This window comes from Pseudomonas sp. F(2018) (genome assembly GCF_005508865.1).
In the GTDB taxonomy this organism is placed as follows: domain Bacteria; phylum Pseudomonadota; class Gammaproteobacteria; order Pseudomonadales; family Pseudomonadaceae; genus Aquipseudomonas.
Genome location: NZ_SCOM01000005.1, coordinates 86,916 through 107,952, shown reverse-complemented (window position 1 = coordinate 107,952; position 21,037 = coordinate 86,916). Strand labels below are relative to the sequence as shown.

At 65.6% G+C, this 21,037-nt stretch carries 24 protein-coding genes; 15 read left to right on the top strand and 9 right to left on the bottom strand.

From position 1 onward, the window contains the following. Positions 1–32 precede the first annotated feature (32 nt). A complete protein-coding gene (locus tag FFS62_RS19920; RefSeq protein WP_137974599.1) occupies positions 33–395 on the top strand; it encodes a cupin domain-containing protein in 363 nt (120 codons plus the stop codon). A 153-nt stretch (positions 396–548) separates the two neighbouring features. On the opposite strand, the gene rpmG is transcribed toward FFS62_RS19920, so the two are convergent. Both rpmG and rpmB read right to left on the bottom strand, forming a co-directional pair. After that, positions 549–704, bottom strand: a complete 156-nt coding sequence (rpmG, locus tag FFS62_RS19915; protein ID WP_021702025.1) for a 50S ribosomal protein L33 — start codon at positions 702–704, stop codon at positions 549–551. Between the two features lie 10 nt (positions 705–714). After that, positions 715–951, bottom strand: coding sequence for a 50S ribosomal protein L28 (gene rpmB, locus FFS62_RS19910; protein WP_021702024.1), 237 nt, complete (start codon positions 949–951; stop codon positions 715–717). 322 nt (positions 952–1,273) lie between these two features. Between rpmB and FFS62_RS19905 the strand changes: the two genes are divergently transcribed. After that, positions 1,274–2,848 carry an ABC transporter substrate-binding protein gene (locus tag FFS62_RS19905; RefSeq protein WP_137974598.1) on the top strand — a complete coding sequence of 525 codons (1,575 nt, stop codon included), beginning with the start codon at positions 1,274–1,276 and terminating at the stop codon, positions 2,846–2,848. Here the strand turns inward: FFS62_RS19905 and radC are convergent. Further along, complete coding sequence (gene radC, locus FFS62_RS19900) at positions 2,845–3,519, bottom strand: DNA repair protein RadC (protein ID WP_137974597.1); 675 nt, start codon at positions 3,517–3,519, stop codon at positions 2,845–2,847. The two genes, FFS62_RS19905 and radC, sit on opposite strands and share 4 nt — an antisense overlap. 138 nt (positions 3,520–3,657) lie before the next feature. Here radC and coaBC point away from each other — a divergent pair, with 138 nt between their 5' ends. The 4 genes from coaBC to argB all read left to right on the top strand — a co-directional run bounded on the left by coaBC (position 3,658) and on the right by argB (position 8,897). After that, a complete protein-coding gene (coaBC, locus tag FFS62_RS19895) occupies positions 3,658–4,866 on the top strand; it encodes a bifunctional phosphopantothenoylcysteine decarboxylase/phosphopantothenate--cysteine ligase CoaBC (RefSeq protein WP_137974596.1) in 1,209 nt (402 codons plus the stop codon). A gap of 23 nt (positions 4,867–4,889) precedes the next feature. After that, the gene (gene dut / locus FFS62_RS19890) at positions 4,890–5,345 is read left to right on the top strand and encodes a dUTP diphosphatase (RefSeq protein WP_137974595.1); all 456 of its coding nucleotides are present in this window, start codon (positions 4,890–4,892) and stop codon (positions 5,343–5,345) included. A 1,213-nt stretch (positions 5,346–6,558) separates the two neighbouring features. After that, entirely contained in the window at positions 6,559–7,965 is a 1,407-nt protein-coding gene (gene algC, locus FFS62_RS23285) for a phosphomannomutase/phosphoglucomutase (RefSeq protein WP_218569305.1), read from the top strand. Positions 7,966–7,988: 23 nt separating this feature from the next. Continuing rightward, positions 7,989–8,897 carry an acetylglutamate kinase gene (argB, locus tag FFS62_RS19880; protein ID WP_137974593.1) on the top strand — a complete coding sequence of 303 codons (909 nt, stop codon included), beginning with the start codon at positions 7,989–7,991 and terminating at the stop codon, positions 8,895–8,897. A 21-nt stretch (positions 8,898–8,918) separates the two neighbouring features. Here argB and FFS62_RS19875 read toward each other — a convergent pair whose 3' ends face one another. After that, entirely contained in the window at positions 8,919–9,521 is a 603-nt protein-coding gene (locus tag FFS62_RS19875; RefSeq protein WP_137974592.1) for a DUF4124 domain-containing protein, read from the bottom strand. 21 nt (positions 9,522–9,542) lie between these two features. Continuing rightward, positions 9,543–10,184: an orotate phosphoribosyltransferase gene (pyrE, locus tag FFS62_RS19870; RefSeq protein WP_137974591.1), complete on the bottom strand. Its 642-nt coding sequence runs from the start codon at positions 10,182–10,184 to the stop codon at positions 9,543–9,545. Between the two features lie 92 nt (positions 10,185–10,276). Here pyrE and FFS62_RS19865 point away from each other — a divergent pair, with 92 nt between their 5' ends. Beyond that, complete coding sequence (locus FFS62_RS19865; RefSeq protein WP_137974590.1) at positions 10,277–11,056, top strand: exodeoxyribonuclease III; 780 nt, start codon at positions 10,277–10,279, stop codon at positions 11,054–11,056. Positions 11,057–11,075: 19 nt separating this feature from the next. Here the strand turns inward: FFS62_RS19865 and FFS62_RS19860 are convergent, their stop codons facing one another. Genes FFS62_RS19860 through rph form a run of 3 tightly spaced genes read right to left on the bottom strand, consistent with a single transcriptional unit; the run spans position 11,076 to position 13,181 of the window. Next, the gene (locus FFS62_RS19860; RefSeq protein ID WP_137974589.1) at positions 11,076–12,011 is read right to left on the bottom strand and encodes a DUF808 domain-containing protein; all 936 of its coding nucleotides are present in this window, start codon (positions 12,009–12,011) and stop codon (positions 11,076–11,078) included. 60 nt (positions 12,012–12,071) lie between these two features. After that, on the bottom strand, positions 12,072–12,437 hold the full coding sequence (locus FFS62_RS19855) for a DUF4870 domain-containing protein (protein WP_137974588.1): 366 nt from the start codon (positions 12,435–12,437) through the stop codon (positions 12,072–12,074). A 24-nt stretch (positions 12,438–12,461) separates the two neighbouring features. Continuing rightward, a complete protein-coding gene (gene rph, locus FFS62_RS19850; RefSeq protein ID WP_137974587.1) occupies positions 12,462–13,181 on the bottom strand; it encodes a ribonuclease PH in 720 nt (239 codons plus the stop codon). 142 nt (positions 13,182–13,323) lie between these two features. On the opposite strand from rph, the gene FFS62_RS19845 reads away from it, so the two are divergent. From FFS62_RS19845 to FFS62_RS19815, 7 genes are all read left to right on the top strand, one after another. Then, a complete protein-coding gene (locus tag FFS62_RS19845) occupies positions 13,324–14,187 on the top strand; it encodes a YicC/YloC family endoribonuclease (RefSeq protein ID WP_137974586.1) in 864 nt (287 codons plus the stop codon). A gap of 38 nt (positions 14,188–14,225) precedes the next feature. Next, a complete protein-coding gene (gene gmk / locus FFS62_RS19840; RefSeq protein ID WP_137974585.1) occupies positions 14,226–14,846 on the top strand; it encodes a guanylate kinase in 621 nt (206 codons plus the stop codon). A 105-nt stretch (positions 14,847–14,951) separates the two neighbouring features. Beyond that, a complete protein-coding gene (rpoZ, locus tag FFS62_RS19835; protein WP_137974584.1) occupies positions 14,952–15,218 on the top strand; it encodes a DNA-directed RNA polymerase subunit omega in 267 nt (88 codons plus the stop codon). A gap of 63 nt (positions 15,219–15,281) precedes the next feature. Beyond that, positions 15,282–17,390, top strand: coding sequence for a bifunctional GTP diphosphokinase/guanosine-3',5'-bis pyrophosphate 3'-pyrophosphohydrolase (spoT, locus tag FFS62_RS19830; RefSeq protein ID WP_137974583.1), 2,109 nt, complete (start codon positions 15,282–15,284; stop codon positions 17,388–17,390). A 49-nt stretch (positions 17,391–17,439) separates the two neighbouring features. Further along, a complete protein-coding gene (locus FFS62_RS19825) occupies positions 17,440–17,820 on the top strand; it encodes a RidA family protein (RefSeq protein WP_137974582.1) in 381 nt (126 codons plus the stop codon). Between the two features lie 4 nt (positions 17,821–17,824). Further along, the gene (locus tag FFS62_RS19820) at positions 17,825–18,553 is read left to right on the top strand and encodes a hypothetical protein (protein WP_137974581.1); all 729 of its coding nucleotides are present in this window, start codon (positions 17,825–17,827) and stop codon (positions 18,551–18,553) included. A gap of 5 nt (positions 18,554–18,558) precedes the next feature. Next, positions 18,559–18,918, top strand: coding sequence for a type IV secretion protein Rhs (locus FFS62_RS19815; protein ID WP_137974580.1), 360 nt, complete (start codon positions 18,559–18,561; stop codon positions 18,916–18,918). Here the strand turns inward: FFS62_RS19815 and FFS62_RS19810 are convergent. After that, positions 18,894–19,763 carry an SDR family oxidoreductase gene (locus tag FFS62_RS19810; protein WP_137974579.1) on the bottom strand — a complete coding sequence of 290 codons (870 nt, stop codon included), beginning with the start codon at positions 19,761–19,763 and terminating at the stop codon, positions 18,894–18,896. The two genes, FFS62_RS19815 and FFS62_RS19810, sit on opposite strands and share 25 nt — an antisense overlap. Positions 19,764–19,936: 173 nt before the next feature. Between FFS62_RS19810 and exbB the strand changes: the two genes are divergently transcribed. Continuing rightward, positions 19,937–21,037, top strand: coding sequence for a tonB-system energizer ExbB (exbB, locus tag FFS62_RS19805; RefSeq protein ID WP_137974578.1), 1,101 nt, complete (start codon positions 19,937–19,939; stop codon positions 21,035–21,037).

The window sequence follows — 21,037 nt, the reverse complement described above, 5'->3', positions numbered from 1 at the left end:
GCCATTCGCGCCTCACAACAATAGGAACCGCCATGAACATCGAGCAGATCGTCGACTTCGCCACGGCCACCAGCGCGCCGCAACACTACCGCCCCGCCGCCGAGAAGATCCTCAAGGGCGATCCCGAGCAGAGCGTGCGCAACCACTACGATAGCCCCTGCGGCCAGTTCAACGTGGGCATCTGGGAAGGCGCCGTCGGCCAGTGGACGTTCAACTACACCGAGCACGAGTATTGCGAGATCCTCCAGGGCGTGTCGGTGATCCGCGACCAGGACGGCAACGCCAAGACCGTGCGTGCCGGCGACCGCTTCGTCATCCCGGCCGGCCTGAAGGGCACCTGGGAAGTGCTCGAGCACTGCCGCAAGGTCTATGTGATCTTCGAGGCCAAGGCCTGAGGCCAACAGTTTCGGCGGAGTTCGATCCGCCCACCGCTTGATCCTGCGACACCCTGTTAGCCCGCACCCCTGCGGGCTTTTTTTCGCCAGTACTTTTTCGTGGGCAAGAAAAAACCCGCCGAGGCGGGTTTCTTCGTACAAGGGCCGGATCAATTACTTGATCTTGGCTTCCTTGTAGGTCACGTGCTTGCGGACGACCGGATCGTATTTCTTGATCTCGATCTTGTCCGGAGTGGTGCGCTTGTTCTTGTCGGTGGTGTAGAAGTGGCCGGTACCGGCGCTGGACACCAAACGGATCAGTTCACGCATGATTAGCTCCTTAAACCTTTTCGCCGCGAGCGCGCAGCTCGGACAGAACTACGTCGATGCCGCGCTTGTCGATGATGCGCATGCCCTTGGCGGAAACGCGCAGACGCACGAAGCGCTTCTCGGACTCGACCCAGAAGCGATGGTGCTGCAGGTTCGGCAGGAAACGACGACGGGTTTTGTTGTTAGCGTGGGAAACGTTGTTCCCGGTTACCGGACCCTTACCGGTAACTTGACAGACTCTCGACATGCCTCAGCCCTCTAAACCACATGCCCAACCCGGCATGGGTTGGCCGCTTGAACTCAATAGTCATTTGGCGCTCAGCGCCGCGTTTCTCGGGGGTCTTACCGGCGTTTAGCGTTGCCGCTGGACCGGGCCCCTAGAAAAGAGCGCTGCTTTATACCAGAACACCCGGTCGCCCGCAAGAATTGCCGCGCCTTGCGGAACACCGCCGCCGCCAGGAACGGCGGCCTCTCGAGGCTACGGCGGCCCAACCGCTCGTCGCCCGATTCGATTGTCTGTCCGCAGCCTTTGGTCTAGGGTTGGCCTCTTGCCATTCGGAGGATTCGCGATGCGCCTTGCCGCCCTGCCCCTGCTGCTCGCTCCCGTGCTGAGCCAGGCCGCCACTCTCAGCGTGTGCACCGAAGCCAGCCCGGATGGTTTCGACGTGGTGCAGTACAACTCGCTGACCACCACCAACGCCTCGGCCGACGTGCTGATGAACCGCCTGGTGGACTATGACGTCGCGGCCGGCAAGCTGATAGCCAGCCTGGCCGAGCGCTGGGAAGTATCCGCCGATGGCCTGAGCTGGACCTTCCAGCTGCGCCCCGGGGTGAAGTTCCAGCGCACCGAATGGTTCGCCCCGAGCCGCGAACTGAATGCCGACGACGTGCTGTTCAGCTTCCAGCGCATGCTTGATCCCGCTCATCCCTGGCACAAGGTCGCCGCCAGCGGCTATCCGCACGCCCAGTCCATGCAGTGGCCGGCACTGATCGAGCGCATCGAGGCGCCGACGCCGTTGAGCGTGCGCTTCGTCCTCAAGCGCCCGGATGCCACTTTCCTCGCCACCCTGAGCATGGGCTTCGCCTCCATCTATTCCGCCGAGTACGCCGCCAAGCTGCTGGCCGCCGGCACGCCGGAGAAGCTCAACACCCAGCCGGTCGGCACCGGCCCGTTCGCTCTCAAACGTTTCCAGAAGGATGCGGTGATCCGCTATACCGCCAACCCGGACTATTTCGCCGGCAAGCCGGCCGTCGATGGCCTGGTGTTCGCCATCACTCCCGACGCCAACGTGCGCCTGCAGAAGCTCAAGCGTGGCGAGTGCCAGATCGCCCTGTCGCCCAAGCCGCTGGATGTGCAGAGCGCACGCCAGGAGCCGAAGCTGAAAGTGAGCGAGACGCCGGCCTTCATGACCGCCTTCGTCGCCCTCAACAGCCAGCACCCGCCACTGGACAAGCCGCAGGTGCGCCAGGCCATCAACCTGGCCTTCGACAAGGCCAGCTACCTGAAGGCCGTGTTCGAGGGCAGCGCCACCCCGGCCAGCGGGCCCTATCCGCCAAACACCTGGAGTTACGCCCAGCAGCTGCCGGGCTACGCCCACGACCCAGCCAAGGCCAAGGCGCTGCTGGCCGAGGCCGGCTTGCCAGACGGCTTCAAGACCACGATCTGGACCCGCCCCACAGGCAGCCTGCTCAACCCCAACCCGACTCTCGGCGTCCAGCTGCTGCAGGCCGACCTGGCCAAGGTCGGCATCCAGGCCGAAATCCGCGTAATCGAGTGGGGCGAGCTGATCCGCCGGGCCAAGGCCGGCGAGCACGACCTGCTGTTCATGGGCTGGGCCGGCGACAACGGCGACCCGGACAACTTCCTGACGCCGCAATTCGCCTGCGCCTCGGTGCAGTCCGGGCTGAACTTCGCCCGTTACTGCGACCCGCAGCTGGACCAGCTGATCGCCGAGGGCAAGGCCGCCAGTGCCCAGGAGCAGCGCAGCGCCTTGTACCAACAGGCGCAGACGCTGATCCAGCAACAGGCACTGTGGCTACCGCTGGCCCACCCCACTGCCTTCGCCCTGCACAGCGACAAGATCAGTGGCTACCAGGTCAGCCCGTTTGGCCGCCAGGACTTCGCCAAGGTGCGGCTGAACTAGACCCAGCCAAACTCGGCCATCGACAGTGGCTCACCATCGCCAACGATAAAGTGGTCGAGCACCCGCACCTCGATCAAGCCGAGCGCCTCCTTGAGGCGCTCGGTCAGCAGACGGTCGTCCTGACTGGGCTCCGCCACTCCTGAGGGGTGGTTGTGCACCAGGATGGCCGCGGCCGCATTATGCGCTAGAGCGCGCTTGACCACCTGGCGCGGATAGACGCTGGCACCATCGATGGAACCGAAGAACAGCGCCTCGAAGCAGATCACCCGGTGCTTGGCATCGAGAAACAGACAGCCGAACACCTCGTGCGGCTCGTGACGCAGGCGCGCCTTGAGGTAGTCGCGCACCGCCTGCGGACTCTCCAGCGCCGAGTCGCGCCGTAGCCGTTCGGCCAGATGGCGCCGGCCCATCTCCAGCACCGCCTGCAGCTGAGCGAACTTTGCCGGCCCCAGACCCAGGCGCTGGCTGAACGACTGCAGATCGGCCTCCAGCAGCGCCCGCAGGCTGCCGAAGTCGGCCAACAGGTGGCGGGCTAGGTCCACGGCACTCTGCCCGGCCACGCCCGTGCGCAAAAAAATCGCCAGCAACTCGGCGTCGCTCAGGGCCGCCGCACCCAGTTCCAGCAGCTTCTCCCGCGGGCGCTCCGCCGCGGGCCAATCGCGTATGCTCATGACATCTCCCTGTCCGTCGGCCCGCTGTTCCGGCGCAGGCCCTGTGCTATCTTAGCCCGGCTTTTTTGGCGCGTTGGTCGGCCTGGGGAGGCGCCTCCTTCGCGTTGCTATCCACACCACATTATTAAAGGCAGGCCTATGCAGCGGCTGTATCGGAAACGCATCGTCCTGGGCGTAGGCGGCGGCATCGCCGCCTACAAGAGCGCCGAACTGGTCCGCCGCCTGCGCGATCAGGGCGCCGAGGTGCGGGTAGTCATGACGCGCGGCGGTCGCGAGTTCATCACCCCGCTGACCCTGCAGGCCCTCTCCGGCCACCCGGTGCATCTGGATCTGCTCGATCCTGCCGCCGAGGCCGCCATGGGTCATATCGAGCTGGCCAAGTGGGCCGACCTGGTGCTGATCGCCCCCGCCACCGCCGACATCATGGCGCGCCTGACCCAGGGCGTCGCCGACGATCTGCTGACCACCCTGGTACTGGCTACCGATGCCCAGGTCGCCCTGGCCCCGGCGATGAACCAGGCCATGTGGCGCGACGATGCTACCCAGGCCAACGCCCAGACCCTGCAGAAGCGCGGCTACCAGCTGTTCGGCCCGGCATCCGGCAGCCAGGCCTGCGGCGATGTCGGCCTCGGCCGCATGCTCGAAGCCGACGAGTTGGCGCTACGCGCCGCCGACTGCTTCCAGTGGCAGGCGCTGACCGGCAAGCACGTACTGATCACCGCCGGCCCGACCCAGGAAAACATCGACCCGGTGCGCTACATCACCAACCACAGCTCCGGCAAGATGGGCTTCGCCCTGGCCGAGGCCGCCGTGGAAGCCGGCGCCAGGGTGACGCTGGTGACCGGTCCGGTACACCTGCCGACGCCCGACCGGGTCAACCGCATCGACGTGGTCAGCGCCCGCGACATGCTGGCCGCCTGCGAGGCCGCCATGCCCTGCGACCTGCTGATCGCCTCCGCCGCCGTAGCCGACTACCGCCCGGAAGTGGTGGCTCCGCACAAGATGAAGAAGGACCCGACCACCGGCGAAGGCCTGCTGCTGCAACTGGTGCGCAACCCGGACATCCTCGCCACCATCGCCGGGCGCGAAGATCGTCCGTTCAGCGTGGGCTTCGCCGCAGAAACCGAGAACCTGCTCGGCTATGCTGCGCGCAAGCTGAAGGACAAGAACCTCGATCTGATCGTCGCCAATGACGTGGCCAACCCCACCATCGGCTTCAACAGCGAAGAGAACGCCATCACCGTGATCGATCGCGAGCTGCAGGCGAGCGCCTTCGCCCAGACCAGCAAGAGCAAGATCGCCCGCCAGTTGGTGGCCTTCATCGCCGAGCGCCTGAACCGCGCCTGAACCATTCGTTTACGGAAACCGCCATGCACGCTCTGCAAGCCAAGATTCTCGACCCGCGCCTGGGCAGCGACTTTCCCCTGCCGCAGTACGCCACGCCCGGCTCCGCCGGCCTCGACCTGCGTGCCATGCTCAAGCAAGACACCGTTCTCGAGCCGGGGCAGACCCTGCTGATTCCGACCGGCCTGTCCATCTATATCGCCGACCCGAACCTGGCTGCGCTGGTCCTGCCGCGTTCCGGCCTGGGCCACAAGCATGGCGTCGTACTCGGCAACCTGGTCGGCCTGATCGACTCCGACTACCAGGGCGAGCTGATGGTGTCCTGCTGGAACCGCGGCCAGACGCCGTTCACCATCGCCATCGGCGAACGTATCGCCCAGCTGGTATTGGTACCGGTGGTGCAGGCGCACTTCGAACTGGTCGAGGAATTCGACGAAAGCCAACGCGGCGCCGGTGGCTTCGGCCATTCCGGCAGCCACTGAATCCGCCGCTCAGGATTAATCGCCAGGGAGACGTTGCGTGAAACTAAAGCGTGCAGCCAAGGATACCGACTCGCTCATCGCCGCCGCTCCGGCCAAGCCGGCAGCCAAGGTAGGTAACGACCAACAAGCCTTGCTGCCTGGCGCCATCGCCGCCCTCGGCGGCCTGCTACTGGCAGGCGCACTGATTGCCTTCAACCTCAACGGCAGCGGCCAGCAGCAGCAGCGACAGCTGATCGAAGCCTGGGGCGGCAGCCAGGCCAGCGCCCTGCAGCAGGCTCAACTGCAGTTGCAGGCCGATACCCAGGCCGCGGCAGCCGACCCATCGCTGCTGATTGCCCTGCAGAGTGGCGACCGCAACCTGGTCGCCAGCGCCGAGCGCAGCCTGCAGCACTGGCAGGGCGTGGTCGATGCCCATCTCAATCTGCCCAGCCGCGCCGCTCTCGATGTGGGTCGCAGCGGACCGATGAACTTTGCCGCGCTGGATATGCTGCGCCGCCTGGAAAACGGTCAGACACCGGCAGTAGAAGCCTACAAGGTCGGCGAGCGCTGGCTGGTCTACAGCGCCGCACCCCTGCGCAGCCCGGGCAGCGATCAGTTGCAGGGCACCCTGCTGCTGGTGGTCGACCTCGAGCGCCTGCTCGCCGCCCTGCCGGCCCTGCCCGATGACGCCGGCCAGGTGCAACTCGGCCAGCAGTTCGGCAACAGCGCCGCCCAGATCCTGATGCAACGCGGCAGCGCGACCGGTACGGCGCAACGCTTCGACACCGGCAATCCCAACTGGCAGCTCGACTTCACTCCGGGTCCGGCCCTGAGCGGCATGCCCATGTCACCGCTGATCCTCGGCATCGCCGCGCTGCTGGCCTTGTCGGGCGCCCTGCTCGGCCTGATGCTGACTCGCAACCACCTGCTCGGCCGCCTACGCGGCGACGTCCAGCAACTGGCGAGCATGCTGCAGGAGCTTTCCAGCGGAAAGTCGGTCAAAGCCTTCAGCCTGCACTTTGCCGCCCTCGACGGCCTTGCGCAGAGTCTGGCGCGCCTGCCGCGCCCCAAACAAGAAGCCTCAAGAAATGAGGCCGGCAGTTCCCCGATCACTGCCCCCTCGGCGGCGTCCAAGCCCGTGCAGTTGGCGGACCCGCTGTTCCAGGCCACCGATATCCTCGATATCGACATTCTCGACGAAGACCAGGACCTCCTGGGATTGGAGCAACCTTTCATGGATAGCACTGTGCACAACGTACAAACCCCACCCAAGCTGCCCGCCACCATCTTCCGCGCCTACGACATTCGCGGCGTGGTCGGCGACACCCTGACCGCCGAAGCCGCCTACTGGATCGGCCGCGCCATTGGTTCGGAGAGCCTGGCCAAGGGCGAGCCGAACGTCGCCGTCGGCCGCGACGGCCGCCTGTCTGGCCCAGAGCTGGTGCAGCAGCTGATCCAGGGCCTGCTGGACTGCGGTTGCACCGTCAGCGATGTCGGCATGGTGCCGACCCCGGTGCTCTACTTCGCCACCAACGTGCTCAAGGGCAAGTCCGGCGTGATGCTGACCGGCAGCCACAACCCGCCGGACTACAACGGCTTCAAGATCGTCATCGCTGGCGACACCCAGGCCAACGAGCAAATCCAGGCCCTGAAGACCCGCATCGACAACAACGACCTGGCCAATGGTGTCGGCAGCGTGGAGCAGGTCGATGTGCTCGAGCCCTACTTCAAACACATCGTCGGTGATATCGCCATCGCCAAGCCGCTCAAGGTAGTAGTCGACTGTGGCAACGGCGTGGCCGGCGTCATTGCGCCACGCCTGATCGAGGCTCTGGGCTGCAGCGTGATCCCACTGTTCTGCGACGTCGACGGCAACTTCCCCAACCACCACCCGGATCCGGGCAAACCGGAAAACCTGGTGGACCTGATTGCCCGGGTGAAGAGCGAGGGCGCCGACCTGGGTCTGGCCTTCGATGGCGACGGCGACCGCGTCGGCGTGGTGACCAACAAGGGCACCATGGTCTTCCCCGACCGCCTGATGATGCTGTTCGCCAAGGACGTGGTGTCGCGCAATCCGGGCGCCGATATCATCTATGACGTCAAATGCACCCGCCGCTTGGGCGCACTGATCAGCGGCTACGGTGGCCGCCCGGTGATGTGGAAGACCGGTCACTCGCTGATCAAGAAGAAGATGAAGGAAACCGGCGCCCTGCTGGCCGGCGAGATGAGCGGCCACATCTTCTTTAAGGAACGCTGGTTCGGCTTCGACGATGGCATCTACAGCGCCGCGCGTCTGCTGGAGATCCTCAGCCAGGATCGTCGCGACGCCGAGCAGGTGTTCTCCGCCTTCCCGCTGGACATTTCCACCCCCGAGATCAACGTCACCGTCACCGACGAGAACAAGTTCCGCCTGATCGACCGCCTGCAGCGCGACGGCGTGTGGGGCGAGGCCAACCTGACCACACTCGACGGCGTGCGCGTCGACTACCCGAAAGGCTGGGGCCTGGTGCGTGCCTCCAACACCACACCGGTGCTGGTGCTGCGCTTCGAGGCGGAGACCGAGGACGAGCTGTCGCGGATCAAGGAAGTGTTCCGCGCCCAGTTGTACAACGTCGCCCCCGACCTCAACCTGCCGTTCTGATCTGTTCCGGAGCCCGTTCCACCATGACCCTCAACCGTGATGCCGCCACCCAAGTCGCCAAGGTCCTGTCCGAAGCGCTGCCGTATATCCGTCGCTTCGTCGGCAAGACCCTGGTGATCAAGTACGGCGGCAACGCCATGGAGAGCGACGAGCTCAAGGAAGGCTTCGCCCGCGACATCGTGCTGATGAAGGCGGTCGGCATCAATCCGGTGGTGGTGCATGGTGGTGGCCCGCAGATCGGTGACCTACTGAAACGCCTGTCGATCGAAAGCCATTTCATCGATGGCATGCGCGTCACCGATGCGCAGACCATGGACGTGGTGGAGATGGTCCTCGGCGGCCAGGTCAACAAGGACATCGTCAACCTGATCAACCGCCATGGCGGCAGCGCCATCGGCCTGACCGGCAAGGACGCCGAGCTGATACGTGCGAAGAAACTTACCGTGACCCGCCAGACTCCGGAGATGACCCAGCCGGAGATCATCGATATCGGTCATGTCGGCGAAGTGGTCGGGGTCAACACCGATCTGCTGGGCATGCTGGTCAAGGGCGACTTCATCCCGGTGATCGCGCCGATCGGCGTGGGCGCCGAAGGCGAGTCCTACAACATCAACGCCGACCTGGTGGCCGGCAAGGTGGCGGAGGCACTGAAGGCCGAGAAGCTGATGCTACTGACCAATATTGCCGGCCTGATGGACAAGCAGGGCGAGGTTCTTACCGGACTGACCACCGAGCAGGTGGATGGCCTGATCGCCGATGGCACCATCTACGGCGGCATGCTGCCGAAGATTCGCTGTGCGCTTGAGGCAGTACAGGGCGGCGTGACCAGCGCGCACATCATTGACGGGCGCGTGCCGAACGCAGTACTGCTGGAGATCTTCACCGACAGCGGCGTCGGCACCCTGATCACCAATCGCAAACGCCATCACTGATGGCGCCAGTGCGCGGCGAAACTACTCGCCGCGCAACTCTACTAGCCGCGCACGATCGGCGGCAAAAGCTGCCTCTGCCTCGCTGCGGCCCTGCTGGTGACGTTGTATGTCCTTCTCGACGCCCGCCTGCTCAGCCTTGAGATTGTCGATTTGCACCAGCAAATGCTCCGGCACCTGGCGACCAGCGCGCTCAAACTCGGCAGCCTGGGCTTGCAAGTTCGCCTGCTGACCACGCAATGAGTGCAGGTTACTTTGCGCCACACGTATAACCCCATCCAGCTCGGCCAGCTTGCGATCGCGCGCACGGTCTACGTCAATTGGCTCCGAATAGATACGTAGCAACTGGACATCGGACTTTGCCCTGGCCTTTTCCTCGGCAAGGCGCTGACGCTCCTCCAAGGTAGGGGCTGGAGGCACCGTTCGAAGTACTCGTCCATCGACATCGAGCACCTCGTAGCCATTGGAAATAAATTCCGGAGGAATGCCCTGCCGGCTGATCACCACCCTGCCCTGATTGTCCTTGTAGCGATAGGACTCAATACCGGCATCTGCCGTACTGGCGGCGGACGCCAGATGAGGCATCGCGGCAATCATGAGGACCACAAGCTTCGCCAATCGGAACATGGAGCTTTTTCCTTGTTATGGTCAGATGCCGTACTGCGCGCGATATGCCTCCACCGCCGGCAGATGTTTCTTCAGCTCGGCATCACCCGCCAGATAATCCAGCACCTGCTCCAGGGACACAATACTGACCACCGGCATGCCGTAGTCGCGCTCCACTTCCTGGATCGCCGACAGCTCGCCCTGGCCGCGCTCCTGGCGGTTCAGCGCGATCAGCACGCCGGCCGCCTGGGCGCCCTTAGCCTGGATGATCTGCATGACTTCGCGGATGGCGGTACCGGCAGTGATCACGTCGTCGATGATCATCACCCGCCCCGCCAGCGGTGCACCGACCAGGGTGCCGCCTTCGCCGTGAGCCTTGGCCTCCTTGCGATTGAAGCACCAGGGCAAGTCGCGGTCATGCTGCTCGGCCAGCGCCACGGCGGTGGCCGCCGCCAGGGGGATACCCTTGTAGGCCGGGCCGAACAGGACGTCGAAGTCGATGCCGGCCTCGATCAGCGCGGACGCATAGAAGCGCCCCAGCTTGGCCAGCGCCAGGCCGCTGTTGAACAGGCCGGCATTGAAGAAGTAAGGACTGGTACGCCCGGACTTGAGGGTGAACTCACCGAAACGCAGCACGCCGCGTTCGATGGCAAAACGGATGAATTCGCGTTGATACGCCTGCATGCAAAGCTCCGTACGGCACGGATTTAGCTATGAATTTAGCTAATGGGAATGAGCTCGGGTATCATACACGCAGGTGTTTTTGGGGGCCATTTATGCGGATCATCAGTGTGAACGTGAATGGTATTCAGGCCGCAGTCGAGCGAGGTTTGCTCAGCTGGCTGCAGGCCCAGAATGCCGACGTGATCTGCCTGCAAGATACTCGCGCCTCTTCCTTCGAACTCGATGACCCGGCCTTCCAGCTGGATGGCTATTTCCTCTATGCCGTCGACGCCGAGGTGCCCGAACAGGGCGGCGTGGCCCTGTACTCCCGGTTGCAACCCAAGGCGGTGATCCACGGCCTGGGCTTCGAATCGGCCGATCGGTACGGGCGTTATCTGCAGGCGGATTTCGACAAGGTCAGTATCGCTACCCTGCTGCTGCCATCCGGCCAGGGCGGGGACGAGAACCTGAATCAGAAATTCAAATTCATCGACGACTTCACCGGTTATCTGGACAAGCAACGTCGCAAGCGCCGCGAGTACATCTATTGCGGCTCGCTCTACGTCGCCCACCAGAAACTGGATGTGAAGAACTGGCGCGACTGCCAGCAGCTGCCGGGCTTCCTCGCGCCGGAGCGCGCCTGGATGGACGAAGTGGTCGGCACCATGGGCTACGTCGACGCCCTGCGCGAAGTTAGTCGCGAGGGCGATCAGTACAGCTGGTGGCCGGATAGCGAACAGGCGGAGATGCTCAATCTCGGCTGGCGCTTCGACTATCAGCTGCTCACTCCCGGGCTGCGCCGCGTGGTGCGCAACGCCAAGCTGCCGCGCCAGCCGCGCTTCTCCCAGCACGCGCCGCTGATCGTCGACTACGACTGGCTGCTCAGCGTCTAAGCAGCCAGCCCCTCGCCGCTTAGGCGCGCAGCCCTTTCCAGGCCTTGCCCGCCACGCTCACCACCGCCAGCACCAGGGCACCTACCAGCACGCCGAACAGGGCATCGACCAGGGTCGGCGTCAGCACGGCCAGCACGCCGCCGATGCCCGGCACGCCATGAACCGCCTCGGCCCAGTGATGGATCAGTTCGTGGGCGCCGGGAATGCCGTGGGTGAGGATGCCGCCGCCGACCATGAACATGGCCGCCGTACCCACCACCGACAGCAGCTTCATCAGCCAGGGCGCCAGCCACAGGATGCCGCGACCGAAGGCCTGCAGCGCTGCACTGCCACGCTGGCTGAGGTAGAGACCGGCGTCGTCCAGCTTGACGATGCCGGCGACCAGGCCATAGACGCCCACGGTCATCAGCAGGGCGATGCCAGAGAGCACGATGACCTGCTGCATGAAGGCCTGTTCGGCCACCACGCCCAGGGTGATGGCGATGATCTCGGCAGACAGGATGAAGTCGGTACGCACTGCGCCCTTGATCTTGTCCTTCTCGAACGCCTGCATGTCCACCGCCGGATCGGCCAGCGCCTGAACATGTTCGGCGTGATGCTGGGCATCCTCGTGCTTGCTGTGCAGGAACTTGTGCGCCAGCTTCTCGAAGCCTTCGAAGCAGAGGAACGCGCCGCCCAGCATCAGCAGCGGCGTCACCAGCCAGGGCGCGAAAGCACTGATCAGCAGCGCCGCCGGTACCAGGATCAGCTTGTTGATCAGCGAGCCCTTGGCTACCGCCCAGACTACCGGCAGCTCGCGCTCGGCCTTGACCCCGGTGACCTGCTGGGCATTCAGCGCCAGGTCATCGCCCAGCACGCCGGCGGTCTTCTTCGCCGCCACCTTGGTCATTACCGAGACGTCGTCCAGCACGCTGGCGATATCGTCGAGCAGAGTTAACAGACTGGCTCCGGCCACTTCCGACTTCCTTATATGAGTGGTTGCAGAAAAAGGCCCCGCATGCGGGGCCCGAGAGAATTATTTGACCAGGCGCCAACACAGCGGATAGCGGTAGGTCTGGCCTTCGTTGGCCTTGATCCCGGCGATGACGGTCAGCACCAGCGCGGCCAGGCCGAGCAGCGGCAGCAGCAGGAAGCCGATCACCACCACGGCGAGCAGCATGCATACCAGCGCGGCGAGCGACACGGTGATGTGGAAATTCAGCGCCTCCTTGCCCTGGTCATCGACGAAGGGATCGAGGTCGCGCTTGAGTTGCCAGACGATCAGCGGGCCGAGCAGGTTGCCGAAGGGAATCAGCAACCCGGCGAAGGCCGCGAAGTGGCAGAACATTGCCCATTGGCGGGCTTCCGGGCTCGGGGTGGGGCTGAGGTTCTGCTCTTCCATGGGGCTCTCCGCGGGTTGTGGGAATCAGTCGGCCAGGGTCGCGCGCTGCAGTTCGAACAGCTCGCGCATGCCCTGTTGGGCCAGCGCCAGCATGGCATTCAGTTCTTCCGGCTGGAAGGGGGCGCCTTCGGCGGTGCCCTGCACCTCGATGAAACCGCCGCTGTCGGTCATCACCACGTTGAGGTCGGTCTCGGCGGCGGAGTCTTCCAGGTAGTCCAGGTCCAGCACCGGCTCGCCTTGGTAGATGCCAACCGACACGGCGGCAACCATCTGCTTGAGCGGCTCGCCCTTCAGCGCGCCGCGCTTCTTCAGCACCTTCAGCGCATCGACCAGCGCCACCATGGCACCGGTGATGGAGGCGGTGCGGGTGCCGCCGTCGGCCTGGATCACGTCGCAGTCGATGTAGATGGTGTTCTCGCCCAGCTTGCTCATGTCCAGCGCGGCGCGCAGCGAGCGGCCGATCAGGCGCTGGATTTCCAGGGTGCGCCCGCCCTGCTTGCCGCGGCTGGCCTCGCGCTGGTTACGCTCGCCGGTGGCGCGCGGCAGCATGCCGTACTCGGCGGTCAGCCAGCCCTGGCCCTGGCCCTTGAGGAAGCGCGGCACGCCGGACTCGACGCTGGCGGTGCAGATGACCTTGGTGTCGCCGAACTCGACCAGCACCGAACCCTCGGCGTGCTTGGTGTAGTTGCGGGTGATGCGCACGGAACGCAACTGGGTGGAAGCACGGCCGCTGGGACGTTTCATCTGCTGGTACCTGTAGAAAGCGGAAATCTCGGGCGCGCGGCGCCCGACCTGCCGGCATTATAGCGCCGCGACGGGGCGGATTGGGCCGGCGGTCGCTCTGCGCTACAATCCGCGCCCATTCGTCATTTCACGAGGCTCCCCCATGGTGCACAGCATGACTGCCTTCGCCCGCGTCGAAGGCGCAGAGGCCCACGGCACCCTGAGCTGGGAGCTGCGCTCGGTCAACCATCGCTACCTGGAGCCGCACCTGCGCCTGCCGGACTCGTTCCGCGACCTCGAAGGCGCCGTGCGCGAGGCCCTGCGCCAGGGCCTGTCGCGCGGAAAGGTGGAGTGCACCCTGCGCTTCGCCGAGGAAAACGCCGGCAAGAGCCTGCAGGTGGACGGCGAGCGCGCTCGCCAACTGATCTCCGCCGCCGAGCAGGTGGCGGCCCTGATTCAGCAGCCGGCGCCGCTCAACCCCCTGGAAGTGTTGGCCTGGCCCGGCGTGCTGGTGGCCGACGCCGCCGACCCGCAGGCCCTGAATGCCGCCGCCCTGCAACTGTTCGAGCAGGCCCTGGGCGAACTGAAGAGCGGTCGCGCCCGCGAAGGCGCCGAGCTGGCCAATCTGCTCAACGAGCGCCTGGATAGCATCGCCGAGGAAGTCGTCGCCCTGCGCGCGCTGGTGCCGGAGATGCTGGCCAACCAGCGTCAGAAGATCGAGACCCGCTTCGCCGAAATGCGTGCTGAAGTGGACCCGCAGCGTCTGGAGCAGGAGCTGGTGCTCCTCGCCCAGAAGAGCGACGTGGCCGAGGAACTGGATCGCCTGAACACCCACGTGACCGAAGTGCGCCGCGTGCTCAAGGCCGGTGGCGCCGCCGGACGGCGCCTGGACTTCCTCATGCAGGAACTCAACCGCGAGGCCAATACCCTCGGCTCCAAGGCCTTCGACCCGCGCAGCACTCAGGCCGCCGTCAACCTCAAGGTCCTGATCGAGCAGATGCGCGAGCAGGTCCAGAACATCGAATAGCCGCTAGGCTTGAACCAAAGCGTTATCAGGACATGCAGATGACCGTCACCACCGGCACCCTCTATATCGTTTCCGCACCCTCCGGCGCCGGCAAGACCAGCCTGGTCAAGGCCCTGCTCGACAGCGATGCGCGCATCCGTGTCTCCGTCTCGCATACCACCCGCGCCATGCGCCCGGGCGAGCAGAACGGGGTCAACTACCACTTCGTCGACCACGCCCAGTTCGGCGCGATGATCGAACGCGGCGAGTTCCTCGAGCACGCCCAGGTGTTCGACAACTTCTACGGCACCTCGCAGGTGTGGGTCGAGCAGACCCTGGCGGCAGGTTCCGACCTGATCCTGGAGATCGATTGGCAGGGCGCCCAGCAGGTGCGCAAGCTGATGCCGCTAGCGAAATCGATCTTTATCCTGCCGCCCACACAAGAAGCGTTGCGCCATCGCCTGACCAACCGTGGCCAGGACAGCGCCGAGATCATCGAGCGGCGCATGCAGGAAGCGGTCAGCGAGATGAGCCACTACGTCGAGTACGACTACCTGGTGATCAACGACGATTTCGCCCATGCCCTGGACGACCTGAAGGCCATCTTCCGCGCCAATCAGCTGCAGCAGAGCTGCCAGCAGCAGCGCCATGCCGGCCTGCTCAGTGAGCTGCTGGTCTGACCGGCCGCCGAAAGGCCTTCCCTAAACGCTGGTGATTTTTTAGACTATTCAGTCCGCTCGCCCATTCGGGCCCAGCCTTATTTGCTATTCGCCAAGAGGAACACCATGGCCCGCGTTACCGTTGAAGACTGCCTGGAGAACGTAGACAACCGCTTCGAGCTGGTCATGCTGGCTACCAAGCGTTCCCGTCAGCTGGCTACCGGCGGCAAGGAGCCGAAGGTCGCCTGGGAAAACGACAAGCCGACCGTCGTGGCCCTGCGTGAAATCGCTGCCGGCCTGGTCGATGCCGAGTTCGTTGCCCAGGAAGACCTGGTCGAGGACGAGCCGCTGTTCGCCGTCGCCTTCGAGGAAGAGGCCAACGAGCCTCTGTAAGCCTATGCCTGGTCGAAGTCTCGCGGCACCGGGTCAAGCGCCAGCGCGGCAGGGGGTGATCCCTTGCCGAGCATAGATACCCTCGCCGACAGACTCTCGTCCTACCTGGCCGCGGACCAGGTCAACCTGGTCCGCCGCGCCTACTTCTACGCCGAGCAGGCCCACGACGGCCAGCGCCGCCGCAGCGGCGAAGCCTACGTCACCCACCCGCTCGCCGTTGCCAACATCCTCGCCGACATGCACATGGACCATCAGAGCCTGATGGCCGCGATGCTGCACGACGTGATCGAGGACACCGGCATCGCCAAGGAAGCGCTCACCGCGCAGTTCGGCGAAACCGTCTCGGAACTGGTCGACGGGGTCAGCAAACTGACCCAGATGAACTTCGAGACCAAGGCCGAAGCCCAGGCCGAAAACTTCCAGAAGATGGCCATGGCCATGGCACGCGACATCCGCGTGATCCTGGTCAAGCTGGCCGACCGCCTGCACAACATGCGCACCCTGGAGGTGCTGTCCGGCGAGAAGCGCCGGCGCATCGCCAAGGAAACCCTGGAAATCTACGCCCCCATCGCCAACCGGCTGGGCATGCACAGCATGCGCGTGGAGTTCGAGGACCTCGGCTTCAAGGCCATGCACCCGATGCGTTCCGAGCGCATCCGTACGGCGGTCAAGCGCGCCCGCGGCAACCGCAAGGAAATCGTCGCCAAGATCGAGGAGTCGATCACCGCCTACCTGCAGCGCGAAGGCCTGCAGGGCGAAGTGATCGGCCGCGAGAAGCACCTCTACAGCATCTACCAGAAGATGCGCGGCAAGCGCCGGGCGTTCAACGAGATCATGGACGTCTACGCCTTCCGCATCATCGTCGACAAGGTCGACACCTGCTACCGCGCCCTCGGCGTGGTGCACAACCTGTACAAGCCCCTGCCGGGCCGCTTCAAGGATTACATCGCGATTCCCAAGGCCAACGGCTACCAGTCGCTGCACACCACCCTGTTTGGCATGCACGGCGTGCCCATCGAGATCCAGATCCGCACCCGCGAGATGGAAGAGATGGCCAACAACGGCATCGCCGCCCACTGGCTGTACAAATCCGATGGCGACGACGCGCCTAAGGGCAACCATGCCCGCGCTCGCCAGTGGGTCAAGGGCGTGCTGGAGATGCAGCAGCGCGCCGGCAACTCGCTGGAATTCATCGAGAGCGTGAAGATCGACCTGTTCCCGGACGAGGTCTACGTATTCACGCCCAAGGGCCGCATCATGGAGCTGCCGAAGGGCTCCACCGCGGTCGACTTCGCCTACGCGGTGCACACCGACGTCGGCAACAGCTGCATCGCCTGCCGCATCAACCGCCGCCTGGCACCGCTGTCGCAGGCCCTGGAAAGCGGCTCGACGGTGGAGATCGTCACCGCCCCCGGCGCGCGGCCGAACCCGGCCTGGCTCAACTTCGTGGTCACCGGCAAGGCCCGCACCCATATCCGCCACGCGCTCAAGCTGCAGCGCCGCTCGGAGTCGATCAACCTCGGCGAACGCCTGCTCAACAAGACCCTCACCGGCTTCGACAGCCACCTGGAGAAGATCGCCCCGGAGCGGGTGCAGGCGGTGCTCGGCGAATACCGCCTGGAGGTCATCGAGGACCTGCTGGAAGACATCGGCTTGGGCAACCGCATGGCCTACGTGGTCGCGCGCCGCCTGCTGGCCGAGACCGGCGACGCCGCGCCCAGCCCGGACGGCCCGCTGGCCATCCGTGGCACCGAGGGCCTGGTGCTGAGCTACGCCAAGTGCTGCACGCCGATCCCCGGCGACCCCATCGTCGGCTACCTGTCGGCCGGCAAGGGCATGGTGGTGCACCTGGACAGCTGCAAGAACATCGCCGACATCCGCCACAACCCGGAGAAGTGCATCCAGCTCAACTGGGCCAAGGATGTCGCCGGCGAATTCAACGTCGAACTGCGCGTCGAGCTGGAGCACCAGCGCGGCCTGATCGCCCTGCTCGCCAGCAGCGTCAACGCCGCCGACGGCAATATCGAGAAGATCGGCATGGACGAGCGCGACGGCCGCATCAGCGTGGTCCAGCTGGTGGTCAGCGTGCATGACCGCGTGCACCTGGCCCGCGTCATCAAGAAGCTGCGCGCCCTCAACGGCGTCATCCGCATCACCCGCATGCGCGCCTGACGGCGCCATGTCGCAGTACAACAACAATTCATCCGAATCGGAGTTCGTCATGAGCAAGACCGTCATTTCCTCGCCCAACGCCCCGGCCGCCATCGGCACCTACTCCCAGGCGATCAAGGCCGGCAACACCGTGTACCTGTCCGGGCAGATCCCGCTGGACCCGCAGACCATGGAACTGGTGCAGGGCTTCGAGGAGCAGACCGTGCAGGTGTTCGAGAACCTCAAGGCGGTGATCGAGGCCGCCGGCGGCTCGTTCAAGGACGTGGTCAAGCTGAACATCTTCCTCACCGACCTCAGCCACTTCGCCAAGGTCAACGAAGTCATGGGCCGCTACTTCGAGCAGCCCTACCCAGCCCGCGCCGCCATCGGTGTGGCCTCTCTGCCGCGCGGTGCGCAGGTGGAAATGGACGGCATCCTGGTTCTCGAATAACCCCATGCGTCGCCCCCTCCTGATCGCCCTCAGCGCCGGCCTGCTGGCCGGCTGCGCCGCCGACAGCCCCGACGGCACCTGGATCAACCAGCCGATCATCGACAGCGCCCGCCAAGGCGGGCCGCTGCGCGAGGCTCTGCTGGCCCACGGCCCCAACCTGGAATGGCGGCTCGACAGTCAGCGCGGCCTGGCCACCTACAGCAACGGCTTCGAAGCACCCGAAGGCCGCCTGGCGGCCGGCGAACCGGGGCACTGGCAGGTGAGCTACCAGGGCGACTATCAGGAGAACCTCGACCTGCAGGGTGACCAGCTGGTGCAGCAAGCCAGCACCTACGGCCCCGAGCAGCATTTCAGCCGCCCGCCGCACCAGGCGGAGGACGGCGCGCCGATCGGCAGCAGCTTCGAGTGGGCGCTGTACGACGCCTACCTGGGCGGCGAATGGATGATCCGCGAGGGTGTCGGCAAGGGCGGCCTGGTGCTGTTCCACCCGGATGGCCGCCTGGAAGGCCTGCCCGGCGCCGAGCGTTACGCCCTGTGCCTGGCCGGCGATTGCGCCTCGATGGCCGGCGAGCACGATAGCCTGTGGCTGCAGCTCGGCCAGCAGGGTGCCTCGTGGATCTTCGAGCGCGACGGCGACCAGCTGCGCATCCTCCAGGCGCTCAACCAGTCGGCGCCGGACGAGGTGCCCAGCTTCCGTCCCGGGCGCCAGGCCTGGCTGCTGCAGCGCGACTGAGCGACATGCGCGCGCTCCTGCTGTGCCTGCTGCTGGCGAGCCTGGCCGTCCAGGCCGAACAGCGCCATTACGAAGACAGCGGCCGCTATCTGGGGCGCACCGACGACGATGGCCGCAGCTACGATGACAGTGGGCGCTACACCGGCCGTACCGATGCGGACGGCCGCCAGTATGATGCCTCCGGCCGCTACACGGGACGCATCGACGGCGACGGCCGCAGTTATGACGACAGTGGCCGCTACACCGGCCGCCAGGATCAGGATGGTCGCCACTACGACGACTCGGGGCGCTACCAGGGCCGCGACGACCCGGACGGACGCCACTACGACGACAGCGGGCGCTACACCGGGCGCAGCGACGACTGATCGGCCAGCACCGCCGCATAGCCCTCGCGATAGCTGGGGTACTGCGGCGCCCAGCCCAGCGCGCGGGCACGGGCATTGCTGCAGCGCTTGCTGCCGGCGCGGCGCACGCTGTTCTCCTCGGCCCACTGGGTCACGCCCAACTGCTCGCGCAGCCAGCCCACCACCTCGTGCAGCGGCGCCGGTTCGTCGTCCACGCCCAGGTAGCAGTCGGCCAGCTGCGCGCCTTCGGCATCCGCCTGCAGCAGGAAGGCCAGCAACCCGGCGGCATCCTCGGCATGGATGCGATTGGCGTACAGCGGCGGTTCGCTGGTCACCCGATAGCCCTGGCGCACCTGATTGAGCAGCCACTGACGACCGGGGCCGTAGATCCCGGTCAGACGCACCAGGGTCGCCGGCAGGCCGCTGGCCAGGGCCAGGCGTTCGGCCTCCAGCATAACCCGGCCGGAGTAGCCCTCGGCCTCGGCCGGTGAATCCTCGTCGATCCATTCGCCGCCCTGCTGCACATAGACCCCACTGCTGGAGACGAACAGCAGGCGCCGCGGACGCTGACCATGCGCGGCCAGCCAGCCCAGCACGTGGCGCAGGCCATCGACATAGGCGGCGCGGTAGCCGGCCTCGTCGTGCTGGCTGGCCGCGGCGCAATACACCAGATAGTCCAGTTCGCCCTGGGGCCAGGTCTCAGGACAGACCGGTTGCTGCAGATCGCCGGCGACCGGACGGATCTCGGCGGGCAGCTGCGCGACATCGCGCCGCAGGCCGTAAACACTCCAGCCGGCCGCCGCCAGGCGCCGCGCCAGGCGGCTGCCAACATCGCCGCAGCCAGCAATCATCAGGGTCTTGGACATCACTAGGAGTACCTCAAGGAAACGCCGGATTCAGTGCACTGAATCCGAAGTGCACGGCGAATAGTTACATTGTATCTTTCACAAACAAGAATTACTTGCAATAATACACCCCGTTTTTGCACGGAGGTGCCGTTTCCTCCGTCCGACGCTCCCTCACTTCAGGTCCGGCCAGCATGAATTCTACCGCCCTCCGCGCTCAGCCAACCCGCACTTCCCGCCTGCCCATGGCAGCCCTGCTGCTCGGCCTGCTCCTGCCGTTCGGCGCCACGGCCGAGGAAGTGGCTCCGGTCGCGCAGCAACCGGCCGCTAGCGCTCCGGCAACCGCTCCGCTGACCAATGCCAGTGGCGCCCCAGCCAGCGCCGGTCAACTGCCGCCGCCGGTCCAGCATCCCCAGGCCGCCGCCCTGCAGCAGAAGCTGGAGACCCTGGGCGAACAGGCTACTGCCGAACAGGTCGCCGCCGCCCAGCAGGAATTCCTGCAGCAGAACAACATCAGCGGCGCCGACGCCGAACAACTGCTCGCCGCCCTGCAGGCGCTGCAGGCCGAGTCGGCGCTGGAAGGCGAGGAAGAGCTGCTGCACGACCTGTCGCCGTGGGGCATGTACCAAAACGCCGACCGCGTGGTGAAGAGCGTGATGATCGGCCTGGTACTGGCCTCGATCCTGACCTGGACCGTGTGGATCGCCAAGGGCCTGGAGCTGCTCATCGCGCGCCGTCGCCTGCAGCGCGAACTGCCCGATCTGAAGGGCGCGCGCACCCTCAACCAGGCCGCCGAGCAGGCCCGCGTCAAGCACAGCTTCAGCGCCCAGCTGATCGAGGACGCCCGCGAAGAGCTGCGCCTGTCGGTCGGCTGCAAGGAGAAGGAAGGCATCAAGGAGCGCGTCAGCTTCCGCCTGGAGCGCCTGGTCGCCGCCAGCGGCCGCAACATGAGCCAGGGCACCGGCGTGCTCGCCACCATCGGTTCCACCGCACCCTTCGTCGGCCTGTTCGGCACCGTGTGGGGCATCATGAACAGCTTCATCGGCATCGCCGAATCGCAGACTACCAACCTTGCCGTGGTCGCCCCCGGCATCGCCGAGGCCCTGCTGGCCACCGCCCTGGGCCTGGTCGCCGCGATCCCGGCCGTGGTCATCTACAACGTCTTCGCCCGCTCCATCGCCGGCTACAAGGCCCAGGTGGCCGATGCCTCGGCCCAGGTCCTGCTGCTGGTCAGCCGTGACCTCGACCAGCCGGCCGGCGAGCGCGCTCAGGCGCCGATCGCCAAGGCGGTCTGA

Coding starts and splice junctions, on each gene's coding strand:
- FFS62_RS19815 (WP_137974580.1), top strand. CDS start 18,559: ATGCGCGCGCTCCTGCTGTGCCTGCTGCTGGCGAGCCTGGCCGTCCAG.
- FFS62_RS19825 (WP_137974582.1), top strand. CDS start 17,440: ATGAGCAAGACCGTCATTTCCTCGCCCAACGCCCCGGCCGCCATCGGC.
- FFS62_RS19920 (WP_137974599.1), top strand. CDS start 33: ATGAACATCGAGCAGATCGTCGACTTCGCCACGGCCACCAGCGCGCCG.
- rpmB (WP_021702024.1), bottom strand. CDS start 951: ATGTCGAGAGTCTGTCAAGTTACCGGTAAGGGTCCGGTAACCGGGAAC.
- FFS62_RS19820 (WP_137974581.1), top strand. CDS start 17,825: ATGCGTCGCCCCCTCCTGATCGCCCTCAGCGCCGGCCTGCTGGCCGGC.
- algC (WP_218569305.1), top strand. CDS start 6,559: ATGGATAGCACTGTGCACAACGTACAAACCCCACCCAAGCTGCCCGCC.
- radC (WP_137974597.1), bottom strand. CDS start 3,519: ATGAGCATACGCGATTGGCCCGCGGCGGAGCGCCCGCGGGAGAAGCTG.
- FFS62_RS19810 (WP_137974579.1), bottom strand. CDS start 19,763: ATGTCCAAGACCCTGATGATTGCTGGCTGCGGCGATGTTGGCAGCCGC.
- rph (WP_137974587.1), bottom strand. CDS start 13,181: ATGAAACGTCCCAGCGGCCGTGCTTCCACCCAGTTGCGTTCCGTGCGC.
- exbB (WP_137974578.1), top strand. CDS start 19,937: ATGAATTCTACCGCCCTCCGCGCTCAGCCAACCCGCACTTCCCGCCTG.
- FFS62_RS19865 (WP_137974590.1), top strand. CDS start 10,277: ATGCGGATCATCAGTGTGAACGTGAATGGTATTCAGGCCGCAGTCGAG.
- rpmG (WP_021702025.1), bottom strand. CDS start 704: ATGCGTGAACTGATCCGTTTGGTGTCCAGCGCCGGTACCGGCCACTTC.
- coaBC (WP_137974596.1), top strand. CDS start 3,658: ATGCAGCGGCTGTATCGGAAACGCATCGTCCTGGGCGTAGGCGGCGGC.
- pyrE (WP_137974591.1), bottom strand. CDS start 10,184: ATGCAGGCGTATCAACGCGAATTCATCCGTTTTGCCATCGAACGCGGC.
- FFS62_RS19855 (WP_137974588.1), bottom strand. CDS start 12,437: ATGGAAGAGCAGAACCTCAGCCCCACCCCGAGCCCGGAAGCCCGCCAA.
- FFS62_RS19845 (WP_137974586.1), top strand. CDS start 13,324: ATGGTGCACAGCATGACTGCCTTCGCCCGCGTCGAAGGCGCAGAGGCC.
- FFS62_RS19875 (WP_137974592.1), bottom strand. CDS start 9,521: ATGTTCCGATTGGCGAAGCTTGTGGTCCTCATGATTGCCGCGATGCCT.
- dut (WP_137974595.1), top strand. CDS start 4,890: ATGCACGCTCTGCAAGCCAAGATTCTCGACCCGCGCCTGGGCAGCGAC.
- FFS62_RS19905 (WP_137974598.1), top strand. CDS start 1,274: ATGCGCCTTGCCGCCCTGCCCCTGCTGCTCGCTCCCGTGCTGAGCCAG.
- rpoZ (WP_137974584.1), top strand. CDS start 14,952: ATGGCCCGCGTTACCGTTGAAGACTGCCTGGAGAACGTAGACAACCGC.
- argB (WP_137974593.1), top strand. CDS start 7,989: ATGACCCTCAACCGTGATGCCGCCACCCAAGTCGCCAAGGTCCTGTCC.
- gmk (WP_137974585.1), top strand. CDS start 14,226: ATGACCGTCACCACCGGCACCCTCTATATCGTTTCCGCACCCTCCGGC.